At 61.4% G+C, this 18,975-nt stretch carries 27 protein-coding genes and 1 tRNA gene; 18 read left to right on the forward strand and 10 right to left on the reverse strand.

The annotated features are described in order from the left end of the window. The coding region (locus tag RKE40_RS27700; RefSeq protein WP_316021386.1) for an autotransporter outer membrane beta-barrel domain-containing protein at nt 1–521 on the forward strand (521 nt) is incomplete at its 5' end. A gap of 209 nt (nt 522–730) precedes the next feature. On the opposite strand, the gene RKE40_RS27705 is transcribed toward RKE40_RS27700, so the two are convergent. Continuing rightward, entirely contained in the window at nt 731–1,153 is a 423-nt protein-coding gene (locus tag RKE40_RS27705) for a hypothetical protein (protein WP_316021387.1), read from the reverse strand. Nucleotides 1,154–1,622: 469 nt separating this feature from the next. After that, on the reverse strand, nt 1,623–2,756 hold the full coding sequence (locus tag RKE40_RS27710; protein ID WP_316021388.1) for a tyrosine-type recombinase/integrase: 1,134 nt from the start codon (nt 2,754–2,756) through the stop codon (nt 1,623–1,625). Nucleotides 2,757–2,862: 106 nt separating this feature from the next. Between RKE40_RS27710 and RKE40_RS27715 the strand changes: the two genes are divergently transcribed. From RKE40_RS27715 to RKE40_RS27740, 6 genes are all read left to right on the forward strand, one after another. Then, complete coding sequence (locus RKE40_RS27715) at nt 2,863–3,198, forward strand: helix-turn-helix transcriptional regulator (RefSeq protein WP_316021389.1); 336 nt, start codon at nt 2,863–2,865, stop codon at nt 3,196–3,198. After that, the gene (locus RKE40_RS27720) at nt 3,195–3,764 is read left to right on the forward strand and encodes a hypothetical protein (protein ID WP_316021390.1); all 570 of its coding nucleotides are present in this window, start codon (nt 3,195–3,197) and stop codon (nt 3,762–3,764) included. Before RKE40_RS27715 ends, RKE40_RS27720 begins: the two co-directional genes overlap by 4 nt. An 86-nt stretch (nt 3,765–3,850) precedes the next feature. Continuing rightward, a complete protein-coding gene (locus RKE40_RS27725) occupies nt 3,851–4,117 on the forward strand; it encodes a hypothetical protein (RefSeq protein ID WP_316021391.1) in 267 nt (88 codons plus the stop codon). Continuing rightward, complete coding sequence (locus RKE40_RS27730) at nt 4,098–5,021, forward strand: hypothetical protein (RefSeq protein ID WP_316021392.1); 924 nt, start codon at nt 4,098–4,100, stop codon at nt 5,019–5,021. Before RKE40_RS27725 ends, RKE40_RS27730 begins: the two co-directional genes overlap by 20 nt. Then, complete coding sequence (locus tag RKE40_RS27735; protein ID WP_316021393.1) at nt 5,015–5,464, forward strand: hypothetical protein; 450 nt, start codon at nt 5,015–5,017, stop codon at nt 5,462–5,464. Before RKE40_RS27730 ends, RKE40_RS27735 begins: the two co-directional genes overlap by 7 nt. 289 nt (nt 5,465–5,753) lie before the next feature. After that, nucleotides 5,754–5,945, forward strand: coding sequence for a hypothetical protein (locus RKE40_RS27740; protein ID WP_316021394.1), 192 nt, complete (start codon nt 5,754–5,756; stop codon nt 5,943–5,945). 973 nt (nt 5,946–6,918) lie between these two features. Here RKE40_RS27740 and RKE40_RS27745 read toward each other — a convergent pair. Then, nucleotides 6,919–7,182 (reverse strand): hypothetical protein, encoded by a 264-nt coding sequence (locus RKE40_RS27745; RefSeq protein WP_316021395.1) that lies wholly within the window; start codon nt 7,180–7,182, stop codon nt 6,919–6,921. 706 nt (nt 7,183–7,888) lie between these two features. Between RKE40_RS27745 and RKE40_RS27750 the strand changes: the two genes are divergently transcribed. The 7 genes from RKE40_RS27750 to RKE40_RS27780 all read left to right on the forward strand — a co-directional run bounded on the left by RKE40_RS27750 (nt 7,889) and on the right by RKE40_RS27780 (nt 11,516). After that, nucleotides 7,889–9,007: a hypothetical protein gene (locus RKE40_RS27750; protein ID WP_316021396.1), complete on the forward strand. Its 1,119-nt coding sequence runs from the start codon at nt 7,889–7,891 to the stop codon at nt 9,005–9,007. A 141-nt stretch (nt 9,008–9,148) separates the two neighbouring features. Further along, a complete protein-coding gene (locus RKE40_RS27755) occupies nt 9,149–9,535 on the forward strand; it encodes a hypothetical protein (RefSeq protein WP_316021397.1) in 387 nt (128 codons plus the stop codon). After that, nucleotides 9,528–10,034: a Clp protease/crotonase-like domain-containing protein gene (locus tag RKE40_RS27760; RefSeq protein ID WP_316021398.1), complete on the forward strand. Its 507-nt coding sequence runs from the start codon at nt 9,528–9,530 to the stop codon at nt 10,032–10,034. Before RKE40_RS27755 ends, RKE40_RS27760 begins: the two co-directional genes overlap by 8 nt. Continuing rightward, nucleotides 10,031–10,321, forward strand: a complete 291-nt coding sequence (locus RKE40_RS27765) for a hypothetical protein (protein ID WP_316021399.1) — start codon at nt 10,031–10,033, stop codon at nt 10,319–10,321. Before RKE40_RS27760 ends, RKE40_RS27765 begins: the two co-directional genes overlap by 4 nt. Beyond that, complete coding sequence (locus RKE40_RS27770) at nt 10,318–10,554, forward strand: hypothetical protein (protein WP_316021400.1); 237 nt, start codon at nt 10,318–10,320, stop codon at nt 10,552–10,554. The genes RKE40_RS27765 and RKE40_RS27770 overlap by 4 nt, the downstream gene beginning before the upstream one ends. 207 nt (nt 10,555–10,761) lie before the next feature. Continuing rightward, nucleotides 10,762–11,052 carry an HNH endonuclease signature motif containing protein gene (locus RKE40_RS27775; protein WP_316021401.1) on the forward strand — a complete coding sequence of 97 codons (291 nt, stop codon included), beginning with the start codon at nt 10,762–10,764 and terminating at the stop codon, nt 11,050–11,052. A 110-nt stretch (nt 11,053–11,162) separates the two neighbouring features. After that, nucleotides 11,163–11,516, forward strand: a complete 354-nt coding sequence (locus RKE40_RS27780; protein ID WP_316021402.1) for a hypothetical protein — start codon at nt 11,163–11,165, stop codon at nt 11,514–11,516. A gap of 574 nt (nt 11,517–12,090) precedes the next feature. Here the strand turns inward: RKE40_RS27780 and RKE40_RS27785 are convergent. After that, entirely contained in the window at nt 12,091–12,549 is a 459-nt protein-coding gene (locus RKE40_RS27785) for a Ros/MucR family transcriptional regulator (RefSeq protein ID WP_316021403.1), read from the reverse strand. A gap of 74 nt (nt 12,550–12,623) precedes the next feature. On the opposite strand from RKE40_RS27785, the gene RKE40_RS27790 reads away from it, so the two are divergent. The 3 genes from RKE40_RS27790 to RKE40_RS27800 are packed head-to-tail and all read left to right on the forward strand — an operon-like array spanning nt 12,624 to nt 15,573. After that, nucleotides 12,624–14,384: a tape measure protein gene (locus RKE40_RS27790; RefSeq protein WP_316021404.1), complete on the forward strand. Its 1,761-nt coding sequence runs from the start codon at nt 12,624–12,626 to the stop codon at nt 14,382–14,384. Further along, nucleotides 14,381–15,004 carry a hypothetical protein gene (locus RKE40_RS27795; protein ID WP_316021405.1) on the forward strand — a complete coding sequence of 208 codons (624 nt, stop codon included), beginning with the start codon at nt 14,381–14,383 and terminating at the stop codon, nt 15,002–15,004. Before RKE40_RS27790 ends, RKE40_RS27795 begins: the two co-directional genes overlap by 4 nt. Then, entirely contained in the window at nt 15,001–15,573 is a 573-nt protein-coding gene (locus tag RKE40_RS27800; protein ID WP_316021406.1) for a gene transfer agent family protein, read from the forward strand. Before RKE40_RS27795 ends, RKE40_RS27800 begins: the two co-directional genes overlap by 4 nt. A gap of 54 nt (nt 15,574–15,627) precedes the next feature. On the opposite strand, the gene RKE40_RS27805 is transcribed toward RKE40_RS27800, so the two are convergent. From RKE40_RS27805 to RKE40_RS27820, 4 genes are all read right to left on the reverse strand, one after another. Continuing rightward, nucleotides 15,628–16,122, reverse strand: coding sequence for a hypothetical protein (locus tag RKE40_RS27805; protein WP_316021407.1), 495 nt, complete (start codon nt 16,120–16,122; stop codon nt 15,628–15,630). A gap of 26 nt (nt 16,123–16,148) precedes the next feature. Then, nucleotides 16,149–16,313, reverse strand: coding sequence for a hypothetical protein (locus RKE40_RS27810; RefSeq protein ID WP_316021408.1), 165 nt, complete (start codon nt 16,311–16,313; stop codon nt 16,149–16,151). 60 nt (nt 16,314–16,373) lie between these two features. Then, entirely contained in the window at nt 16,374–16,583 is a 210-nt protein-coding gene (locus tag RKE40_RS27815; protein ID WP_316021409.1) for a hypothetical protein, read from the reverse strand. 416 nt (nt 16,584–16,999) lie between these two features. After that, the gene (locus tag RKE40_RS27820) at nt 17,000–17,446 is read right to left on the reverse strand and encodes a helix-turn-helix domain-containing protein (protein ID WP_316021410.1); all 447 of its coding nucleotides are present in this window, start codon (nt 17,444–17,446) and stop codon (nt 17,000–17,002) included. Nucleotides 17,447–17,542: 96 nt separating this feature from the next. Here RKE40_RS27820 and RKE40_RS27825 point away from each other — a divergent pair, with 96 nt between their 5' ends. Next, entirely contained in the window at nt 17,543–17,944 is a 402-nt protein-coding gene (locus tag RKE40_RS27825) for a hypothetical protein (protein ID WP_316021411.1), read from the forward strand. 291 nt (nt 17,945–18,235) lie between these two features. On the opposite strand, the gene RKE40_RS27830 is transcribed toward RKE40_RS27825, so the two are convergent. Both RKE40_RS27830 and RKE40_RS27835 read right to left on the reverse strand, forming a co-directional pair. Further along, nucleotides 18,236–18,310, reverse strand: a tRNA-Thr gene (locus RKE40_RS27830). A 193-nt stretch (nt 18,311–18,503) separates the two neighbouring features. Continuing rightward, nucleotides 18,504–18,668, reverse strand: coding sequence for a hypothetical protein (locus RKE40_RS27835; protein ID WP_316021412.1), 165 nt, complete (start codon nt 18,666–18,668; stop codon nt 18,504–18,506). Nucleotides 18,669–18,975: the final 307 nt, after the last annotated feature.

Below are 18,975 nucleotides of genomic sequence, written 5' to 3' on the forward strand. Positions count from 1 at the left end.
GCCAGGTCCTGATCCGCGGTTTTGGCAACACGCTGCGCTCGGAGCGCGACACCGACGTGCTGCAGGCCTTCGCCGAGCTCGGCTACGCCTTCCGCTTCCAGGGCTTTGCGCTCGAGCCCTTCGCCCAGCTCGCCTTGCTGCGGGTCTCCTCGGGATCAGCGATCGAGCAGGGCGGGGCGGCGGCGCTGCGGGTCGCCTCGCAGGACCAGTCGCTCGGCTTCACCACGCTCGGCCTGCGGGCCGAGGCGCAGCTCGGGGCGATGCCGCTGTTCGCGCGCGGCCTCGTCGGCTGGCGCTACGGCTTTGGCGACCTCACCCCGCAGGCCGGAACCGCCTTCGTCGCCAGCATCACCCCGGCCCGGGTCTATGCCGCCCAGATCGACCGCAACGCCCTCGTCGCCGAGGCCGGGCTCGACTGGCGCATCAGCAAGGCGACGACCGTCGGCATCGCCTACTCCGCCGCGATCGGCGAGCGCACCAGGGACCATGCCCTCAAGGGCAGGTTCGAGGTCAGGTTCTGAGGGGCTGATCCAAGCTCCTCAGCTTGGTCATCCCGGACGGAGCGCAGCGGAGATCCGGGATTCAATCCGGAGCGTCGCCGATAGAGGTTCAGGCATGGATCCCGGGTCTCCCTGCGGCGCCCGGGACGAGCTGTGCTTTTTTACGGCAGCCAAGAGACCTTCAAACCCTCATCTTGGGGAGAGCGCTCGCGGACCTGCGGACTTGGGCGCTAACGCCCGCGGGCGGCGTAGGCGACCCGGTTCTTGGCGCGCTTATGGCCGTACCAGGAGATTTCGCGATCGCCGACATCGGCGTGGATCAGCCCGTTCGAATAGGACCCTATGCCGCCGGTGCTCGCCAGGGATTTGGCGACGGCGACGGCCTTGCGGGTCGAGGTTGCCAGCGGCCTGAAGTCGATGGCGTTGCCGCGATAGTGCTGGGAGCGCCTTGCATGGCGGCCGCCGCAGGTCGAGGTGATCTGGATCGGGCCGATCTGGGCAACGAGCTCCTTGATCATCGCCAGGGTTTCCGGCTGGAGGCAGGCTAGTCCTTTGACCTGCGGTTGAAATGAGACCTTGTCGATGGTGGTGTTCGCCTGGGCGTAAACGGGTACGGATGCCGCAACGAGTGCAGCCAAAACAACGCGACGCATGCTCTACTCTACAAGGGGGAATGGAAGCTCAGGTCACCAAATCCTGGTCTGACCGAACCGTCTCGGCGGTGCATCTAGATTTGGCACAAGGCGAAAAGATGGCTGCGCCATAATTTCGATACAGAAGGCGCGCGGCAAGGGCTGGAAACTGTCACGCGAAAGCGCTCTCCCGACCGGCAATGGCGGCGCGAGATCAGGGATGATCCTGCAAGGATTTCAGGGCTGCGCGAACGCCAGCGCGTTGGCCAAAACTGCAGGCACAGGAATGTCGCCGGAAATCGGCACGCGCTGCAAAATCGCCGGGTTCAGCCTGGGGTTTTCCGGCATGAACCGGGGAGCATGGTGCCGGCGGAGAGGATCGAACTCCCGACCTTCGGTTTACAAAACCGCTAATTCACATTGAAATCGTTATCTTATTTCTATTTCGTGTTGCACATGTGTTGCATGTAAGGGGTCGCCGCTGGCGGAATTAGCCGAACAGCGCGGACTCCATCGTTGCGAGCTTTGCCCTGTCGTCGTCCTCGCTCGGAAACAGATACCCGTACGTGTCATAGGTCATCTGGAGGCTGGCATGCCCCATCAAGGATTGGACTTTCTTCGGCGCGAACCCCTGTTCGATGAACAGGGCGGCTGCTGCGTGCCGGAGGGCGTGGAGGCTGTATTTCGCGTCCATGACGGCCTTGCCCTTCTTGTCCTTCTCCCCGGTGTCGGTGGACACGCCGGCGCGTATCTGCGCCGGCCAGAACGCCCGGTGCTGAATGTTGGCGTGCGATGTCACGGCTCCTTCCAGCGTCGGGAAGACGAGACCCAGTTCGGATGCTGGGCACTCCTTCTGCCACGACACCAGCATGGCAACCGTCGCCTCCGAAATCGGGATGTCTCTCGTGCCGGTCTTCGACTTCGGCGGGCCGAACTGGTTGTACATGTCCACTCGACGCCTGACGTGGATGACACCGCCTTCCACGTCGACATCCTTCCAAAGCAGACCACGCATCTCCGATGCCCGCATTCCCGTCACGGTCGCCAGCCGGAAGAAGGGACGCCAGCGGGGCAGGGCGTGTTCGATGATCGAGCGAAGCTCGGCCTTGGTCGGATATTCCGGGCGAGTCACTGTGCGCTTGTTGTCCGGCAGGATCACATCACGGGCCGGGTTGATCGCAGCCTGCCCGCGCGTCACAGCATGTTTGAAGAGCGAGACGAGCGCGCCCTTTACCTTCTTCAGCGACGACAGGGACATCGTGCCCGTGAGGTCATCAATCAGGTTCTGTACGGACGGCGCCGTAACCGCCGTGAGCTTCGTGCCGCCCATGCGAGGGGCGACATACTTCTCGTAAGTATCCCGGTATCGCCGAACGGTTGCCCTCTCGCGGCCGATTTTCTCCGCGTGTGCGAGCCACGCCTCAGCCGCTTTGGCGACCGTGACGGAAGCGCTGGCCGCGACATGCTGTCCGGTTCGGACCTCGCCAAGCGCGCCGAGCAGAAAGGCATCTGCGTCCTTCTTGAGCGTGAATTGCTTATGGCGGCGCTTACCACCGCCGTCGCGGTAGTCGGCTTGCCATACGATTTTGCCGGAGGGGAGGGTGCGCTTGCGGAGTGTGGCCATCAGCCACCGCTAACCGACGCTCGGTTTATGTGCAACACCTCGGCACGCGCGCAACAAGACGACACAGGCGGAGCGAGCGTAACCGCCATCAAAAAGCCACATTTTTGTGGAACATGCGGAAATTACGGGTACAATAAGAAAGCCTCTCCGCTACACCTACTATCAGACATTCACACAACCCTGTCAACCCCTGTTTCGCATTTATTTTCTGGGAGGATCTAAGTTGCTATCACACAACGATAATATCGCGTCAGACACGCTCTACGGCGCCGCGGCAGTGGCGTCCTTTCTGGGGCTACCCAGGCGCGCGGTCTACCATGCGGTCTCGACGGGGCGCCTTCCGGTGTTCCGGATCGGGGAGACTGTGGCGGCCCGTAAGAGCACCCTGCTCGCCTGGATTGCTGAGCAAGAGCAGTCCGCCCGCGCGCGGAGGGCAGCGTGATGCGCTACCCCTTCAGGAAACATCGGATCCTCGCGCGCGACCGTAGAATGGCGGCAGTGCACGAGGCCGGACATGCTGTCATCGCGATGCACCTCGGCCTCGAAGTTTTGGGCGTACACATCCGACCGAACCCCACCGACGACATCCACACTGAAAAATCATACCTCGGGCAGGCGACGTATGAACCGCCTTCAGACCCCAATCATCATCGTATGATCGCTGTTGCCGGGATGGTGGCGGAGGAAGTCTGGAAGTCTCACGGGCCGGCTTATGAATACTGGCCCGGGCTCATGACTGATCCGGCATGCATGTCGGATACCGATTGGGCCGGCACGGGGTGCGAGCCTGGTGAGCCCGACGACGAGTTGATTGCGGCGGTGGACGCGGTTGAAGACCTGCTGGCCTGGGAACTGATGCCGAAGCTGACTGCGCTGTCCCGCAAGCTCATCGAGGCCGACAGCCGCCGGACTCCAGACGCAATCTTGGATGTCATGGAGATGCTAGGTCACAGGGTGGTTAGGCCCGACCCGTCCTCGCATCCCTGGCTCTTTACGGCGGCGGCCTGACCAGCCGGCGCGGCTTTCTAAAGTCTTCGATTTCCGCAGTCACTACCCACCGCCTCGCGCGGCAATTCCATCAACCAGAGGATCTGATGCAGATCACCCATATGCGGCCCGTCGATCACGGCGGGCCAGGACCGACTGTAACTGTCGCGTCCTTCACAGTGCAGGTCACGCCAGACGTGATGCTCAACAACGTCCAGCTTCGCCGGAAGCCGGACGGCAGCTACCGCATCCAGCCGCCGCGCGCCTTCGGCGAGCCGTCTGCATTCTTCACCGGCCCGCTTGCCCGAAAGCTCGCCGAAGCCGCCACCATCGAATTCGAGAGGCAGTGCGCCCGTGAACATGCCCGCAATTGATCTCACTGCGCTGCGCGCCGAGAGGAATGCCGCAGTCATGCGCGGCGACGTAGCTGCGCAGGTCCGCATCGAGCGATTGATGACGGGCGCGCCGGAACCTGCCGCAGAGCCCGCCAACGACAACATCCCTATGCCGGAGGCGTCCGCTGACGGACTCCCTGCCGAGCTTTGCTACCCGCCGGGATTCGTCGGCGACATGGCACGTTTCATCGTCTCAGCATCACGCTTTCCCTCGCCACCGCTCGCCATGGTGTCGGCGCTAGCGCTGACCGCCGCCCTAGCGGGCCGTCGTTACAAAGGCCCGACCGGCCTGCGCACGAACATCTATCTAGTCGGGCTGGCCGAGTCCGGCATGGGCAAGGACTTGACCCTGCGCGCGCCCCGCATTGTTGCCGGCGCTGGGCCGAACGGCGCGAAGATCGCCGAGACCTTTCTTGATGCGGATCCGGCCTCGCCCGAGGGGCTAGCCGCGCGCCTGCGGAAGCATCCGTCGGTGCTCGCCTCGATCGACGAGTTCGGCAAGTGGTTGGCCGAGCGCACCTCCCGAAACGCGGCAACCCACAAGGCCGGCATCGTCTCCGCCATGATGCGCCTCACGGGCGCGGCTTCAGGCGCTTGGGCTGGCGCCGAAAAGTCGGCCGGCAAGGACGCTACCGTCCTAGCGCCCTGTTTCTCCATCCACGGCGTGACCACGCCCTCGACCTTCTGGGCAGCCCTTGGCGCGGGCAACATCAGTGAGGGGCTGCTAGGCCGTCTCATCGTCATAGACGGCGGCACACGCCTGCCGGCAAAGGTTCGGCGTCCCGCCGATATCGAGGACGTGCCGAGGAAGTCTTCGAGACGTTTGACGATGCAATCCGTGCCGAGGCTCCCCGCACCGATCCCGAGATGCGGCCAGTGCTGATGCGTGTCGCTGAGAATGCGGGCCGGTTAGCACTCATTGTGGCTGTCGGCGTGAACCCCGGCGAGCCGGTCATAACCACCGAAATCCAGGCATGGGCCAACAAGGTAGCTGACGCGTCGTATCGGACAATGCTGGCAGGCGCGCGCGACAACATCGCGGACGGCGAACGGCAGGCGCAGTACCTCAAGGTGCGGAATATGATCGCCCGCCGCGCTGGTGACGGACTGGCGCAAGGGAAACTGATCGCACAACTGCGAGGCGGTATTGATAGCAAGACATTGGGCGACATCCTCGGCCAGTTCATCGAGAGCGACGAATGCGTCTACGGGGAGGCGCGTGTCCTATCTGGTCAGGTCGCGCGGCGATGGTGGACGACTGCCAATAGGCCCGAGGGACTCACCCGGCTCCCGAGGCCGATCCCAGGCGGGCCGTCTGGGCGTTAGCAAAGACGTGTCGAAAGGCATGGCGAAAGGCGTTGCAAGGCATGTACAGGAATCGGCGATGAGCAGACTTTGGTCGATTCTCTGCACATGCCTTTGAGCATGGCTTTGCACATACCTTTGCGTATGCCTTTACCCCTATCTTATTAGAATATTATCCAAATAAATCAATATTTTAAACAAAGGGTGGGTGCATGTTTCGAGAGCCATAGCGCCACCCCCTGATTTTTGACCTCAAAAATGCAAGCGCATTCGCGCGCGAGCTTTTACCCCCACCCTTTGGAGAAAGACCATGTTCATCACCGTACCGGACGGCACCCGCATCAACCTGAACTCAGTAAAATACATTGAGGTCGGAGATCTCAATCGATCTGGGCTCATTGATTGCCGGTTCGAATTTAACGACGGGACCGGGCGACCGTATGCGATCTCGCAGGAGCTTTTGGCACTTATCGACGCCACCATGTCTCAACGTCGAGTTTGATCAGAGCGAGATACCCCGGGGGGCGCCCCTATCTCTCCCGCCGCCAACGACGGGAACGGCCCGGTAGTCGAGCTTGAGCGCTAACACAGTTTTTCTCACGCGCGCGCGATCACGCATGGCGCGCGCGAGGACTAGCGCAAAAAGACCATCGGCAGGAGAACGCCAACACCCAGCACAGCAACGATCGCGACCCTGAGCAGGACGCCCCACACGCGTTCAGTTATCAGCATAGCCGCCCCTCCCGGGCAGCCTACGCGCGGCGGGGCAATTGGTTCCAGCCCAAACTATTCAGATACTCGCCGGCAGAACGGAATGACATTCGAGGGGGGCGCCGGCCGCTCAGCATACGCAAGCTCTGCTAGCAGGCCTTCGATAGCTGCCCGAAGTCGTTGACCCTGCCGGGTTTGACCATCCAGGCAGAAAAAAGCCGATAGCAAGTGAACTGTCGCCTCAGCATGATTTGAAGTGGGTCGGCCTCTCGTCGGCATGTTGGCCCCGCGCGATACACAGCGTTTCGGAACGACACGGCATAGGCAAAGCAAATCAGGGAAGCGCAAAAATAGTGCCGCTGGACCATCAAATGACATGCCCAACGGGGGTAACCCAACGAGCGCCCAAGGCGCCATCAACGGTAACGGAGCGCAACATTGCACACCGCCAACGAGAGCCACGCTAGGACGCCCCGACGCGGCCTTTGCCGTCAGCACCGGCCAGCGGAACGGTCGGGGCGTCGATTGATTTCAGAAACGTCAAATGAGCGTCCGGCGCGGAGGCGCCGCAGGTGCATTATCGTTTTCCGCGTCCAGAATGATCTTCGCATTCTGAAGCATCAGATCACGAGCGTCTCTCTTTGCTCGTTTTCGCCTTTCATCCGCACGCGCCCTCATCTGGAGATATCGCAGCCTATCCACACGCTTGAACATCAGACCCTCACTGCCAAACCTGGCTTTCGGAGAATGCAGGCGCCGTCAGACTAAGCCGCTAAAGCTTCGTCAGCAGATATCAGGCGCCCCGCGACCGCCAGATGCCGGTCACTTCGGCTGACCACCACAACGAGGACGGCGCTGCCGTCATCGCAGTCCAGTCTCATTCGATGGCCAAACAGGCCGTCGTCAAACTCTTCCGTCTCAAAGAACAAGTAACCGTCTCGTTGATCGTCGTATTCGCTGGAGAACTGATAAGACACATCGGCGCCGCGCCCATCAGGCAGGTTTAAGTAGCCATTTCCGGTGATCATTAAGTGTCTCCGCTTGGCGGCATCAATTGTGCCGCACGCGGTCATATCCATAAGCAAGGAGACAACTGCGCTTATAGCAGGCGCCCTTTCATGGCGAATAGCAAGGATATTCGTAGGGCAGCAACCGCACTGACAGCCCCTCTCCACGCGCTCTAGGGGGGCGGCGTATCCCAATCATCGGAGACACAGAACGAGCACCGGCGCCGTAGCAAAAAAGGTTCATCCGCAAAATTCGAAATCCGACCGGGGGCGTCGGTTGGTTTTTGATGAGCCCAAAAAAGCCGGACCTGCCGTGGAGCCATGCGCAACTAAAAGTCAGGTTTTGATTTTTTTAGGGAAGCAGATCGACCCCAAAGCGGCGATTAGCAAAGCAGTAACAAGGCGTTACCCCACGCCTTGAAACTTTTCCCCGCGGGTTACATCTACCTACCATATATCGTGCCGCGATCGGAAGCAGACACCATTCCTTGACGAATTGCGCTCTTCGGGACTAAATTTTGTAGGACGTCCGTAGGGCATCAACTCGGCCCGCCGTGACATTAGGGCAGAGAAGGCCGTGCGCGGGTTTCTTCGCGTTTCCGCCATCCACCTACCCAATACTTCGATATCGCCACCAGCGGCCCGCTCTGGGCTGTCGCGGGGCCAACAATACCATGGCCGCGCAAAGCGGCTTTCGTAACCATCGTATATTGCCCGGGAGGCAATCTTGATTACTGCGCATAACGACAATATCCGCACCCCTGAACAGCACCGCGCCGAAGTCGAGAAGTGGCGCAAGACCGCGCCAGCAACTGACGGTGCAATCTGGGGCCGTGCGGCCAAGCCAAAGAGTCCACGGCACGCGGACCTTGCCGATGAGTTCCACCCGATCCTGACGTGGATTGCGCTTTGGGAGGCCGTCGAGGCCGATCCCGTTTCCTCGAACTGGATGGCATCACCGGACCTCGTGTACGAGGCCGGTAACGAGGATGAGGAAGACGCATACATTGCTCCCTCGAACGAGGGCGACGAGGCCAACTGGCTTCCCAAGACGGACACGGCAGCGGATCGCCTGCTAGTCAAAATGCTCGACGGCGTCGAGACCAGGGAGATGCCCGAGACGATCCTGCGGGACGGCAAGCGCGAAACGCGAACGCGGCGTGTGATCGTCGGCGGCGATATTGAGCGCTCAAAAGATAGCGGGCGCGTCGTGCGTGCCGGTGATTTCGTGTTCAATGACGGGCCAGCCTTCAACTACGTCTCAGCCCCGATCCGCAAGCTTGATGAAGGCGAGGACGACGAGTGCGCCGAGCTGGATTTTGATGCAAGCAAGGCGCCGCACGAGATGGACGACGCCGCGGCCAACGACAATGAGCCGAAGGACGCCGCCGCCGAGCATGACAACACTGGCGGCAAGGAACAATTCTGGGACAGGAGCGTATGCGCCGGCTCGGTGCGCGGTTTCCGACACACGTTCTGGGAGAAGAACAGGGCGGTCAACACGACAGTGGTCCCGTTCAAGTCCAAGCTCCGCTTCACCGACCGGAAATCACCACCGCCACCTGTCAGGGAGATCCTTACAGTGGCGCAGCGGCGCGAGGCTCGTGAGATCATGTCGTTCGCATTGAATCGTCTGAAGCCCGCGACGGTCATGGTTCTCGACGAGTATCGCGCCAAGTCTTTTGAGGCGATCGGCGAGATGCTCGGAAAGACAGCCAAGACGGCAGAGCGTCTTGGTCAGGAAGCGCTACGAGATGCATGCGCTGAGTTGGCGGCTGTTCTCACGGAATACGAAAAGATATCGGCGCGCGACATTCCGCGCAAGGAGCTTCGCGAAGCAGCCTAGCGTCCCCTTTTTACAGGTTCTTTCCATTATGAGTAGGAGAGGAGAAATCCCTTCTGTTGCTCTCCCGGCAACGACTTCAAACGATCTCGCCTCGGCGGGGTCGTTTTCTTTTCATCCCAACGACATTTCACGGAACATCATATGGAAAAGCTGTTCTCCCCGCGGGAGGCGGCCCGCCTGACGGGAGTGCCGCTGACCTCGATCAACAACTGGCTACAACGCGCTCGCGACATCATCACCGCGCCCGCAGGCAACGGTCGCCCTCGCTTCGATCGACGCGGCCTTCGAATCCTCGCGTTGATGTCCGAGCTGATTGGCCACGGCCTCAATCCAGACGTCGCGGCTTTCCAGGCCGCCACGGTCGTCGACCGCGCGAAAGACTGGCCGCTCGTCGCAGTGTTCTCCCGCAAGGGAGGTGGCAGCCCCTGCCTGATTCCGCAGGACGCGATGCCTGACACCGGCGCGGTGATCATGGTTAGCCTCGCGCCGCTCTTCCGCCGCATCGACGAGGCTATCGGCATTGTTTGACCTCTATGTGCCCGAGACGCGGGTGCCAGTGCCCGATCTCGCCGGACGTGTCTATGTTCGGGTGTGGAACCACATCGACAGGGAGATGGTCGGCCGCGTCTCCGACACCCTCGCCAAGGCGCCCAACGCCGAACATCTGACGATCGACGTCGACTCGTACGGCGGCGAGGCCCTCGCGGCGATCGACCTTTTCATACTGCTCGACCGGCATCCGGCAACGCGCAAGGTCGCCTTCGGAGCACACGTCCAATCGGCAGCCATATTGCCCCTCATGGCTGGCGATCAGCGGATAGCCCGACGTGGCGCCTCTGTGCTGCTCCATCCCGCGCGAAGCGGATCAGCCGAAGACCTCGCCTGGATCGACGAACAATACGCCAAGATCATCGCCGCAAGAACCGGCGCGCCGATCGACGTCATCTCAAGAGAGCAGAGCACAGAAGAGCCATCAGGGCTCGGTTGGTGCCTCCAAAACAAGATTTTCACGAAAGTTTTAAATTGAAATCGAAGACAGATTATAAAGTACCTTCCTACCCAAATCACCTCACCAAAGAGGAACGTGGAGCTGCTTTTGAGAAAGCAGCCCGAGACTACGTCGACTCTTTGGGAATCGAAAACAAGGGCGCGCCGCTTACTCATGGTGACTTCGCGCGGCATCACGCTGGCTACCTGATTGTCGCAAGATGGCACAAGCAGCGGATCGAGGCTCTGGAGGAAGCAGTCGCCGAGTTGCGCGCCGCAAGGCTCCCTAAACCCCGTGGCCGCGTCCAGGCCGGGAGCAACGCATGACCACGATCAGAGTAACTGACGAGGCCAAGCGCCTTGTGGCCCACGGCGCCGACCCCGCCCATGCCGCATGCGTCGCCTTGATTGCTGCTGCTTCTGCGGTCGCCCTTGCAGTTGAGGGCGAGCGCCGTCGTAGGGCCGGCGATATCCCGGAAGAGGTTGAAGAGTTGCTGGACGCACAGCGCGAGGCAATCCGCCGATGGTGCGATGAATCAGTGAGGCCGCAACTTGATTAGGATCGAACCAACCGGCGACCGCAGGTTCGACCTCGTGCTTGGCGATATCACGCTTCATGACTGCAGACTGGTCGACGGGCCTGCTGGCCTGGTCAACGTTCGTCTGCCGCCTCGCGTCAGTCTGGCGCCGCACCTGTTCGTAGCCGTCCGCCGCCGAGCGCTCGGGGCGATGAGCGTCGAGGGCGAAGAGGTGCGCCGATGCCTCGGGTGAGCGATACCAAGCGACCTTGGCTCCGCTGGTACGGCCTGGCCCGGTGGAAGCGGTTGCGCGAGTCTCAATTGGCTGCCGAACCGCTTTGCGCTCGCTGCCTTGCATCCGAGATCGTGACCGAGGCTACGGTCGTCCACCATCGCAAAGCCCATAAGGGTGACGAGGCCTTGTTCTTCGACCCGGCCAATCTGGAGTCGATTTGTAAGCCTCATCATGACCGCGACGGCCAGCTCGAGGACCACGGCAAGACGGTCATCCGCTACGACGCCTCCGGCTGGCCTATCTAGGCCCCCCGGGGGGAGGTCGAAAGTCTCCGAACCGCCCAGGCAGCGCAACGGAGCCATGCCACGGTGCGCGCGGCGCCTGCCCCGGTTCAAATAAAAATCTGGAGAACGCCTTGTCCACCAAGGATCCACAGGCCTTCCGGGTGCCAAAGCACCTGCGAAAGCCCACTAAATCATGGGTAAAGTCAGTCCTTTCCGACTTCGATCTGGAAGAACATCACTTCAAACTGCTCATTTCTGCGGCCGAAAGCTGGGACAGGATCACCGCCGCGCGCGAAATCATCGACGCCCAGGGAATGACTTATCAGGACCGCTTCGACCAACCGAAGGCGCGTCCTGAGATCGCAATCGAGCGCGATAACAAGGTGGTCTTCGCCCGTCTCTTGAGAGAACTCAGCTTAGACGGCGTTGATGCTCCCGAGGCGCCGCGAGCACCGCGGACGCCCGATTATGGCGCGAGGCGCTGATGCCGGTTCGCCATAGGAAATCCAAAGCTCGGGCTGGAGAGATCCCCGCCTGGGCAGGGTATCTGGAAATGGGCAGCGACTACTTCGACGAACTGGAGCGCGTCGGCCTAACCGAAGCCACCGCGCGGCCTCTCGCGGAGGAGACATGGCACCGCATTGGGACGCAGGTAATCCAGTATCTGGAGGACTTCTATCGCGGCTTCACACCGCCAGAACGCCCGTACTGGGCTGAGCGTGAATTCGGGCCGCCTGGTGGGCGGCGCAGGCGCTCCTGCCACTGAGGACGGAGCGCCTGTCGCTGCGAACTAGGCCGCCTTCGGGGCTCCACGCACCCGCATTTCCTCTTCACCCAAGAACGCTTCCTCACATGACCAAGCATGATCGCGCCCGCAATCCGGGCACATCAGTACTCGCCGAATGCTGAGAGCGTCGAAGCTGGCTTTTGTGGTGCGGAGGCCGGTCTCGACTGCACGCCCCGTCTGAGGACATTTTACGAGAATTGGATGCATCGGGCTCTCCTGTACTAAACGCTGGAGCCCGTATGCTATCGATAAACTGATTGGTTAACAACCGTTTATTGTTTGCGGGGCTTTCGGACACGCGTGGCTGTAGTGGGCTCTGTCACCGGCGGCGTCGCTGCCTTGCGGCCCAAGCCAATCGACTTCGCGAGCTTTGAGCGCGCCTCCGCATAGGCGGGAGCGACCATCGGATAATCCGCCGGCAGGTTCCACCTCACGCGGTACTCCTCCGGTGAGAGGTCGTACTTCGTGCGAAGGTGACGCTTTAGCGATTTGAACTTCAGGCCGTCCTCCAGGCAGATCAAATAATCGGGCGTGATCGACTTCCGGATCGGAACGGCAGGGTCAGGCCTTTCTTCTGGAACGGGTGCTGGAGGCTGACCAATCCCGGCCAGTGCCGAATGGGTGCTCGCAATCAAAGCCGGCAAGTCAGAAGTCGGGACGCTGTTATGCGAAACGAAGGCTGACACGATGTTGGCCACGAACCCAGCCAGAACTTCTTTATCTTCGATCATTTCTATTCTCGCTTTGGCGGAGTGATTGCGCCCGCAAATCGCGACGATTCTTTTCCACGACACAAGGTTTTTTTATGGCAGTTGACGTCGAACGACTACAGCTGTTGCTGGAAGTTCAAGCAAATCAATTCAGCAACGCTCTTAAAAGACAAAACTCGCAGGCGTTTCGCCTGTTCAAGCAGTTGGAAGACCGCGCGAGCCAGATGGAAAAGTCCGTGGGCGGCTCGCTGAGCGCCCTTGGCAAGCGCATCGCCGGCGTGTTCGCCGGTGTAGCTGTCGGGTCGGCGCTGAATGATATTCGCAGGTTCGCGGACAGCTACACCACGATCATCAATCAACTGAAGGTCGCCGGGGTCAAGGACGGCGATCTTGGTGGCGTCTTCGACAAGCTTTACGCCAGCGCTCAGCGAAACGCCGTGCCCTTGCAGAGCCTTGCGGAACTCTTCGGCCGGGTAAGCCAGGCCCAGACCACGCTCAAGGCGTCCTCCGACGAAATAATGCAGGTTACGGACGTCGTAGCGCAGTCGCTGCGCGTATCCGGAAAAGGCGCATCAGAAGCCTCGGGCGCTCTCCTTCAGCTCTCGCAGGCCTTCGCAGGCGGCAAGGTGCAGGCAGAGGAGTGGGGAAGCCTTCTAGATGGAGCATACCCGCTCTTGCAGGCCGCAGCGGCCGGCATGAAGGAAGCGGGCGGCGACGTCGCCAAGCTGACGCAGATGGTCAAGGCCGGCGAGGTTAGCAGCCAGGCGCTATTCAGAGCCATCCAAGCGGGCGCCCCGCTGCTGGAGGATAAGCTGGCCGGTGCGACGCTGACCTCAGCCCAGGCAATGGAAAAGCTTAAGAACGAGCTGACCAAGGCCGCCGGTGAGTTTGACAATGCGACCGGGTTTTCAAAGGGGCTTGCCGTCGCGATCGATGGTCTTGCGGGTTCAGTCGGCAGCGTCGGCAGCGCCGCCGCGGGCGCTGTCAACGGCGTCCAGGCGCTCATCGACAAGGTTGGCGAGCTGGCCCGGGCAAATGCCGGCGCGCAGCGCGCCCAAGCGCTCACATATCAGGATGAACGGGCCGCTCGCGTTGCGCAGGCTCGGGAAATGGGGACAGCGAACGCTGGCGGGCGGGACGCGGTTGCCTCCGAGCGCTCTGCTGCGGAGCGGGCTGCAGTAGATGCGGCTCGCAAGGCTGTGGCCGGCTTTCGCGGTTCCGAAATCGACTATGCCAACCGCCTCACCACAACCACGCTGCCCCCGGCTCGTCCGGGCGGCGCCGGCAAGATCAATCCGATTTCTGCGGCGGACTTCAAAGTACCAGGCAGCAAGGACGGGAAGGGAGGCGGCGGATCCAGCAAGGACACGTTGGACTCCTACGAGAAGGCGCTTGTTGCCAGCGAGAAGCGGCGTCAGGCGTTGCTCCTCGAGGCTGAAACTGAGGGCAAAGGCACCTTTGCGAAGGCCAAGGCTCGGGAGGCGCTGGAACTCGAGACTGCCGCGAAGCGTGCTGCGATCCCGATCACAGAAGAAATGCGGGCCGCTATTGATCGAGCCGCGACGGGATACGCCAACGCCAAGGTGAAGGTCGAAGAGGTCCGCAAGGCTCTCGAGGACGCGCAGGAAGCGCAAAAGTTTTTTGGCGACGCCATCACCGACTCGCTCGGGGACTTGGTCGTCGATGGCGAGAAAGCCACCGACGTCATGAAGGGTCTGGTGAAGCAACTGGCCAGGGCAGCCTTGCAAGCGGCGTTCATGGGCTCGGGACCACTCGCCGGCTTCTTTGGAACCAGCGGCAGCAACGGCTCCCCCGGCGGGCTGATCGGAACAATTCAGATGGGATTTAAGCAGTGAGTGCTATTCAGATATTTCTTACAGAAGAGGCGGCGGTCGTTCTCACGGACGGCGCCCTCTACGACAATGACAATGGGAACGTGATAACCGCGATCACGACCAAGACGCTACCGCTCCCGCATCTCAGCTGCGTCATTGCCAGCCGCGGACATTCTGGCTTCGCTGAGGACCTGGCGCCTCGGCTGGGCCGCACCTTCCGCTCGTTCGAGGAACTGGTCGGGAACCTGGCGCTTTCAGTCGAGATCGCGTGGGAGAATGCGCCGGAAGAGGTACGGGCCTATGGTGGGATAGAGCTCTACGCCATCGGGTGGAGCCATGAGCGCGGTCGTGCCGAGGCGTACGTCGTGACTAATGCTCCCGCCTACGGCGGGGGCTGGCATGCGGCGGAGATCAAGGATTATGCCTCAGCGCCTCCTGTGCCGCTGGCAGCGATGCCGGACGATCTCGTGGCCGCCGGCATCGCCATCGCCGAAGACCAGCGCGCCTACCGCGACGAGGACGGCAACGGCGGAGTCGGCGGGTTCCTGCAGATGACGCAGGTCACGCCGCAGGCCATCCATACCGCGATTGTGCATCGCTGGCCGGATATGATCGGGGATTGCCTGAGAGACGCGGCATGATGCCCGACAACCGCAGCGGCGTAGTTCGGTGCGAGTGGGGTGGCGCCATGCGCCGCCTCCGTCTTGCGATCGGAGAGCTGGAGGAACTGCAGGAGGCGACGGGCGTCGGCCCCTTCGTTCTGATGCAGCGACTTGCAGCCGACGACTGGCGCGTTGCGGATGTGCGGGAGACAATCCGGCTGGGATTGATCGGCGGAGGGATGGGCGCGGAAAGCGCTGATTGCCTCATCGACGGCATGGCCACCATGGACCTTCGGCTAGGAGTTCCGGCGGCAATAATCGTGCTCGCCGCTGCCCTTACCGGTTCACCCGAGGAACAGCAGTTTAAGCGCGCGCGCAAGTCGAGCGGCTCGGACCCGGAGCTTCCTGAAGGCAGACTCCGCTTCGGCTCATTCTATCGCGCGGCGGGCGCGATAGGTGTCTCTGTCACCGATATGAGGACGATGACGCTGTGGCAGTTCAACGAGGTTGTTGACGGCTTCGTTGAATCGAAGTCGGACGGGAAGGATGCTGGCCTGTCCCCGATTGAAGAGGATCAATTGGGAGCGCTGCTAGCCGCTCCCGTGTAGCCGCCGCTTAGCGGCAAACCGGCCCGTGATCTCGGATGTAATGGCGCGGGCCGGTTAATTCACGGAGGATGTATTGGACTGGCTTTTATCGACATACCTCGGAATTATGATCGGCATGGTCATAGTTCTTTTCCTGGTAATCCAGCGCATTGTGGAGACGGAGAGCTTTATGCGCTCTTTGGTCGGCGAGCTGCTTTCTGCTAAAGAGATCGAGAAATCCAGGGCAAATTTTTCGTCTGGGCGAATTTCTTTATCGACCGACAGATGATCTCTCCAGGCCATTTGGGCGTTGGGGGCTGGGCCAACTTTCGATCGCTTTGCCCGCACATGATTGACTCGAACGGGCCTGTTAGTTGTGTTGTGCACCACCAGCGTTACGCCAGCGCCGTTGGGTCCCCGGCCGCGTTGTTCCACCCATGCTAGTGGCAGTGTCGTCTTCAAAGTCCGGAAGAACGCAACGACGGCAATAACCGTAGTGATGGTCTGCCATACCAACGGCAGCCATTTCGTCGGCTCCCAGTCTGGTGAGGGCGGCAAGGGTGTGGCCATGGCGGTGGGCAGGATGCTGGAAGCGGCTATTTGGGCTTGAGGCCCTTCCGGATTTCCTCAATAGCCCACGCCTTCACCTGCTTTTTGGTTCCGGTGACCTTCTTGCCGTCGTCCGTATTCTCGACCGTCACCATCTTGGCCAGCGCCTTCCGCGTAGCCGAGGCCTTCATTTTGATAACTAGCTTTGCCACGTTCTCCCCCCATTTTCCGCAGCGTCACCCGCCCGTAGCGGCGCGGTCAAGGGGTGGGGCTCAATGCAGCCCGTAAATCCGAGCCTGCGCCATTCGCGCCCCCTCCAGCAGTACCTCTATTCTGGCGAGCGCTTCGGCCGTCAGGTGTAGCTCGACTGGCGCGCCGTCTGCCAGCGTGGCCACGATGACGGCGCCGCACGCTGGCCCGCCTGTTAGGGCGATGTTCGTTGCGTCGGTGATGTCGAGCCTGTTGGCCGGGAGATTTTCCATGACTCCAGGATAGCACGGCGTCAGGCCATGGGGCGCATCATCTGCTATCCTGCTGAAATCGCCCTCAACAGCTCTCCGGCGTGCTAATCTGCATCTTAGCTCTGAATGCTGACAGCGCGAAGGAGCGACGATGCCTCATAATTTCCAGGTAGGCGACCAAGTCAGGCTGGCTTTTGGCTTCCACGATCAAGACGCCGTAGGAACCTATGTCATCACGCGCTTATTGCCGACCAGCGACGATGGCGAGCCGCAATACCGAGTTCGTGGCATGGACGATCGGGAGAGGGTTATCGGCGAGGCGCAAATTAACTGGCCGGGCAGGCAGAGCCCTCCCGCTCGACCGCGGAGCCCTCACAATCCCATAACAAGACTGTTCGACCGCCTTTTGAAGCCAAAGTAGCTTCCATCATCCCTCACTATTTGTCAGGGCTCAGCTTGCCGCGGCCCTTCCCGCGAGCGCGCCCGATCACAGCGGGCTCGTCCGTAAGCGCTCCTCGGCGAGCAGCCTTTTCTTCATCCGTGGCGTCGGTGCCGCTGAGAGCGTCATCCACGGCCCTTGCAGCCTGAAAACGGGCATCGTCCGCGCTGGCCTGCAGTTCGCCTTGGGTGGCCACGTGTCGGGGTGGTAGGCGCAGCACCACGCCCGGGCCGGTAGCCACGTCGCCATTGTCGAGGAACTGAACGCCTGCTGCCTCGAGGGCGGCTCGGATGGCGGCGAGGTTGTTTGGACCGGGGATGCGCCGCTGCTTCTCAAAGTCGCGAATAGTACTCTCACTCAGGTTTGAGTGAGACGCCAACTCCGCCTGAGACCAGTCCATGAGACCGCGCGCGGCACGGCACTGGGCAATCGAAAACTGCTTCATGGAATTCGTGTAACACAAACGAATTCCGTTGACGCACCTTGTTTTCCATGTTTTACGTTTATCATTAACGGAAACCGCGAAACAAGGAGCCACCCCATGACCGCCATCGCATACAGCTACAACCCCGACGCAGTCCCCAGCAGTGGCTACCAGCCCATGCCGGCAGGCGAGTACCAGATGGAGATCGTCGAGTCGGATTACGCGCCCTCCTGCGATGGGCTGGGCATGGTGCTGCGCTGCAAGGCTCAGGTTATTGGCGCCGAGTTCGACCTGCGCCCGTACTATCTGAATTTCACGCTGGAGCACCGCGACGAGGCGCGGCAGGAGCGCGGCCAGCGTGACTTCGCTGGCCTGCGTCGAGCAACCGGCGTGCTGGCGCCTACCGACACTCAGCAGCTCCACTTCGTGCCGTTCCGCGTCTTCATCGGCGTGCAGGAGGACGCTAGCAGAAACATCGTCAAGCAGTACTTGTTCGACGATGAAGCGCTGGCTGCTTAGGAGGGCGCCGGGCCGGCCGGGGCTGGGTGCTTACCTTTGGTCCGGCGCCCCGCTGCACGCGGGTCTCGCAGTGCGGCAGCCTGCCGCGCATACCCTAACGGCAAGGCGGAACTAGGGCGCTGAAGGCTGGGACTCACCCCCCCCCCGTGTTGCATCCGTGTTGCATGGACTCAAATGCAACACCCGCAAACACGCGGGAATCGGCGGAATGCGCCGCAATCGTGCAACACGATTACGGGCCACTCTCTCCGTGAGGGGTGACTTATTCCGTTGATATCTATGCGGAATTTATGGTGCCGGCGGAGAGGATCGAACTCCCGACCTTCGGTTTACAAAACCGCTGCACTACCGCTGTGCTACGCCGGCTCCGGCGCTGCGGTACCAGCCCGGCGCCGCGAGAGCAAGCGCGGCCGTGCCGAAGATGCGATGGACGCGACGCTCAAGGCTGGAGCGGTGTCGGAATGTAGCCCACTGAAACGGCCTTGCCGCCAGCCTGCGCTCCGGCCGCCACTCCCGCTCGCTGCCGAGATGGCGACTTCGTCTTCCCTCTGCGTTGGCTTCAGCGCCAGATGGTCCATGTGAAGAGAATGCCGACGATGAAGGACAGTACGGTCGAGACCGCCCAGATCAGCGTGCCGGCGGCCACGATGGCGGTCACAAGATTGATCAAGACTTTGTCTTTCAAGCCGAACAGCGAGCACCACCAGGCAATCAAGTTCTTCACGGGCAGCCTCCTGCAGGCTGGCAGAGAGCGATGGCCTGCGTCGAAAAACTCTATAGGGCGCAGATGTTAAAAAGAGTCGGCGCTATAGCGCCTCGCATCGACTTCCGGTCGGCAGGTCATCTTTCGCTGACTTCAAGCATTCGCCGAGGCTGTGCCGAACCATTGCTGTCACCAACAACAAAAAAGGTTGGGCCATTGGGCTCGCGTCGCGGATGCGATGCGGCGGTGGCCGATGCGCTTTAGGCTCCACCGATCCAGCCCAGCGGATCAGGGAGAAGAGCGATGGAGTGCTTTGTTGGCTTGGACG

It is taken from the genome of Allobosea rubneri, from assembly GCF_032464875.1.
Taxonomy (GTDB): Bacteria; Pseudomonadota; Alphaproteobacteria; order Rhizobiales; family Beijerinckiaceae; genus Allobosea; species Allobosea rubneri.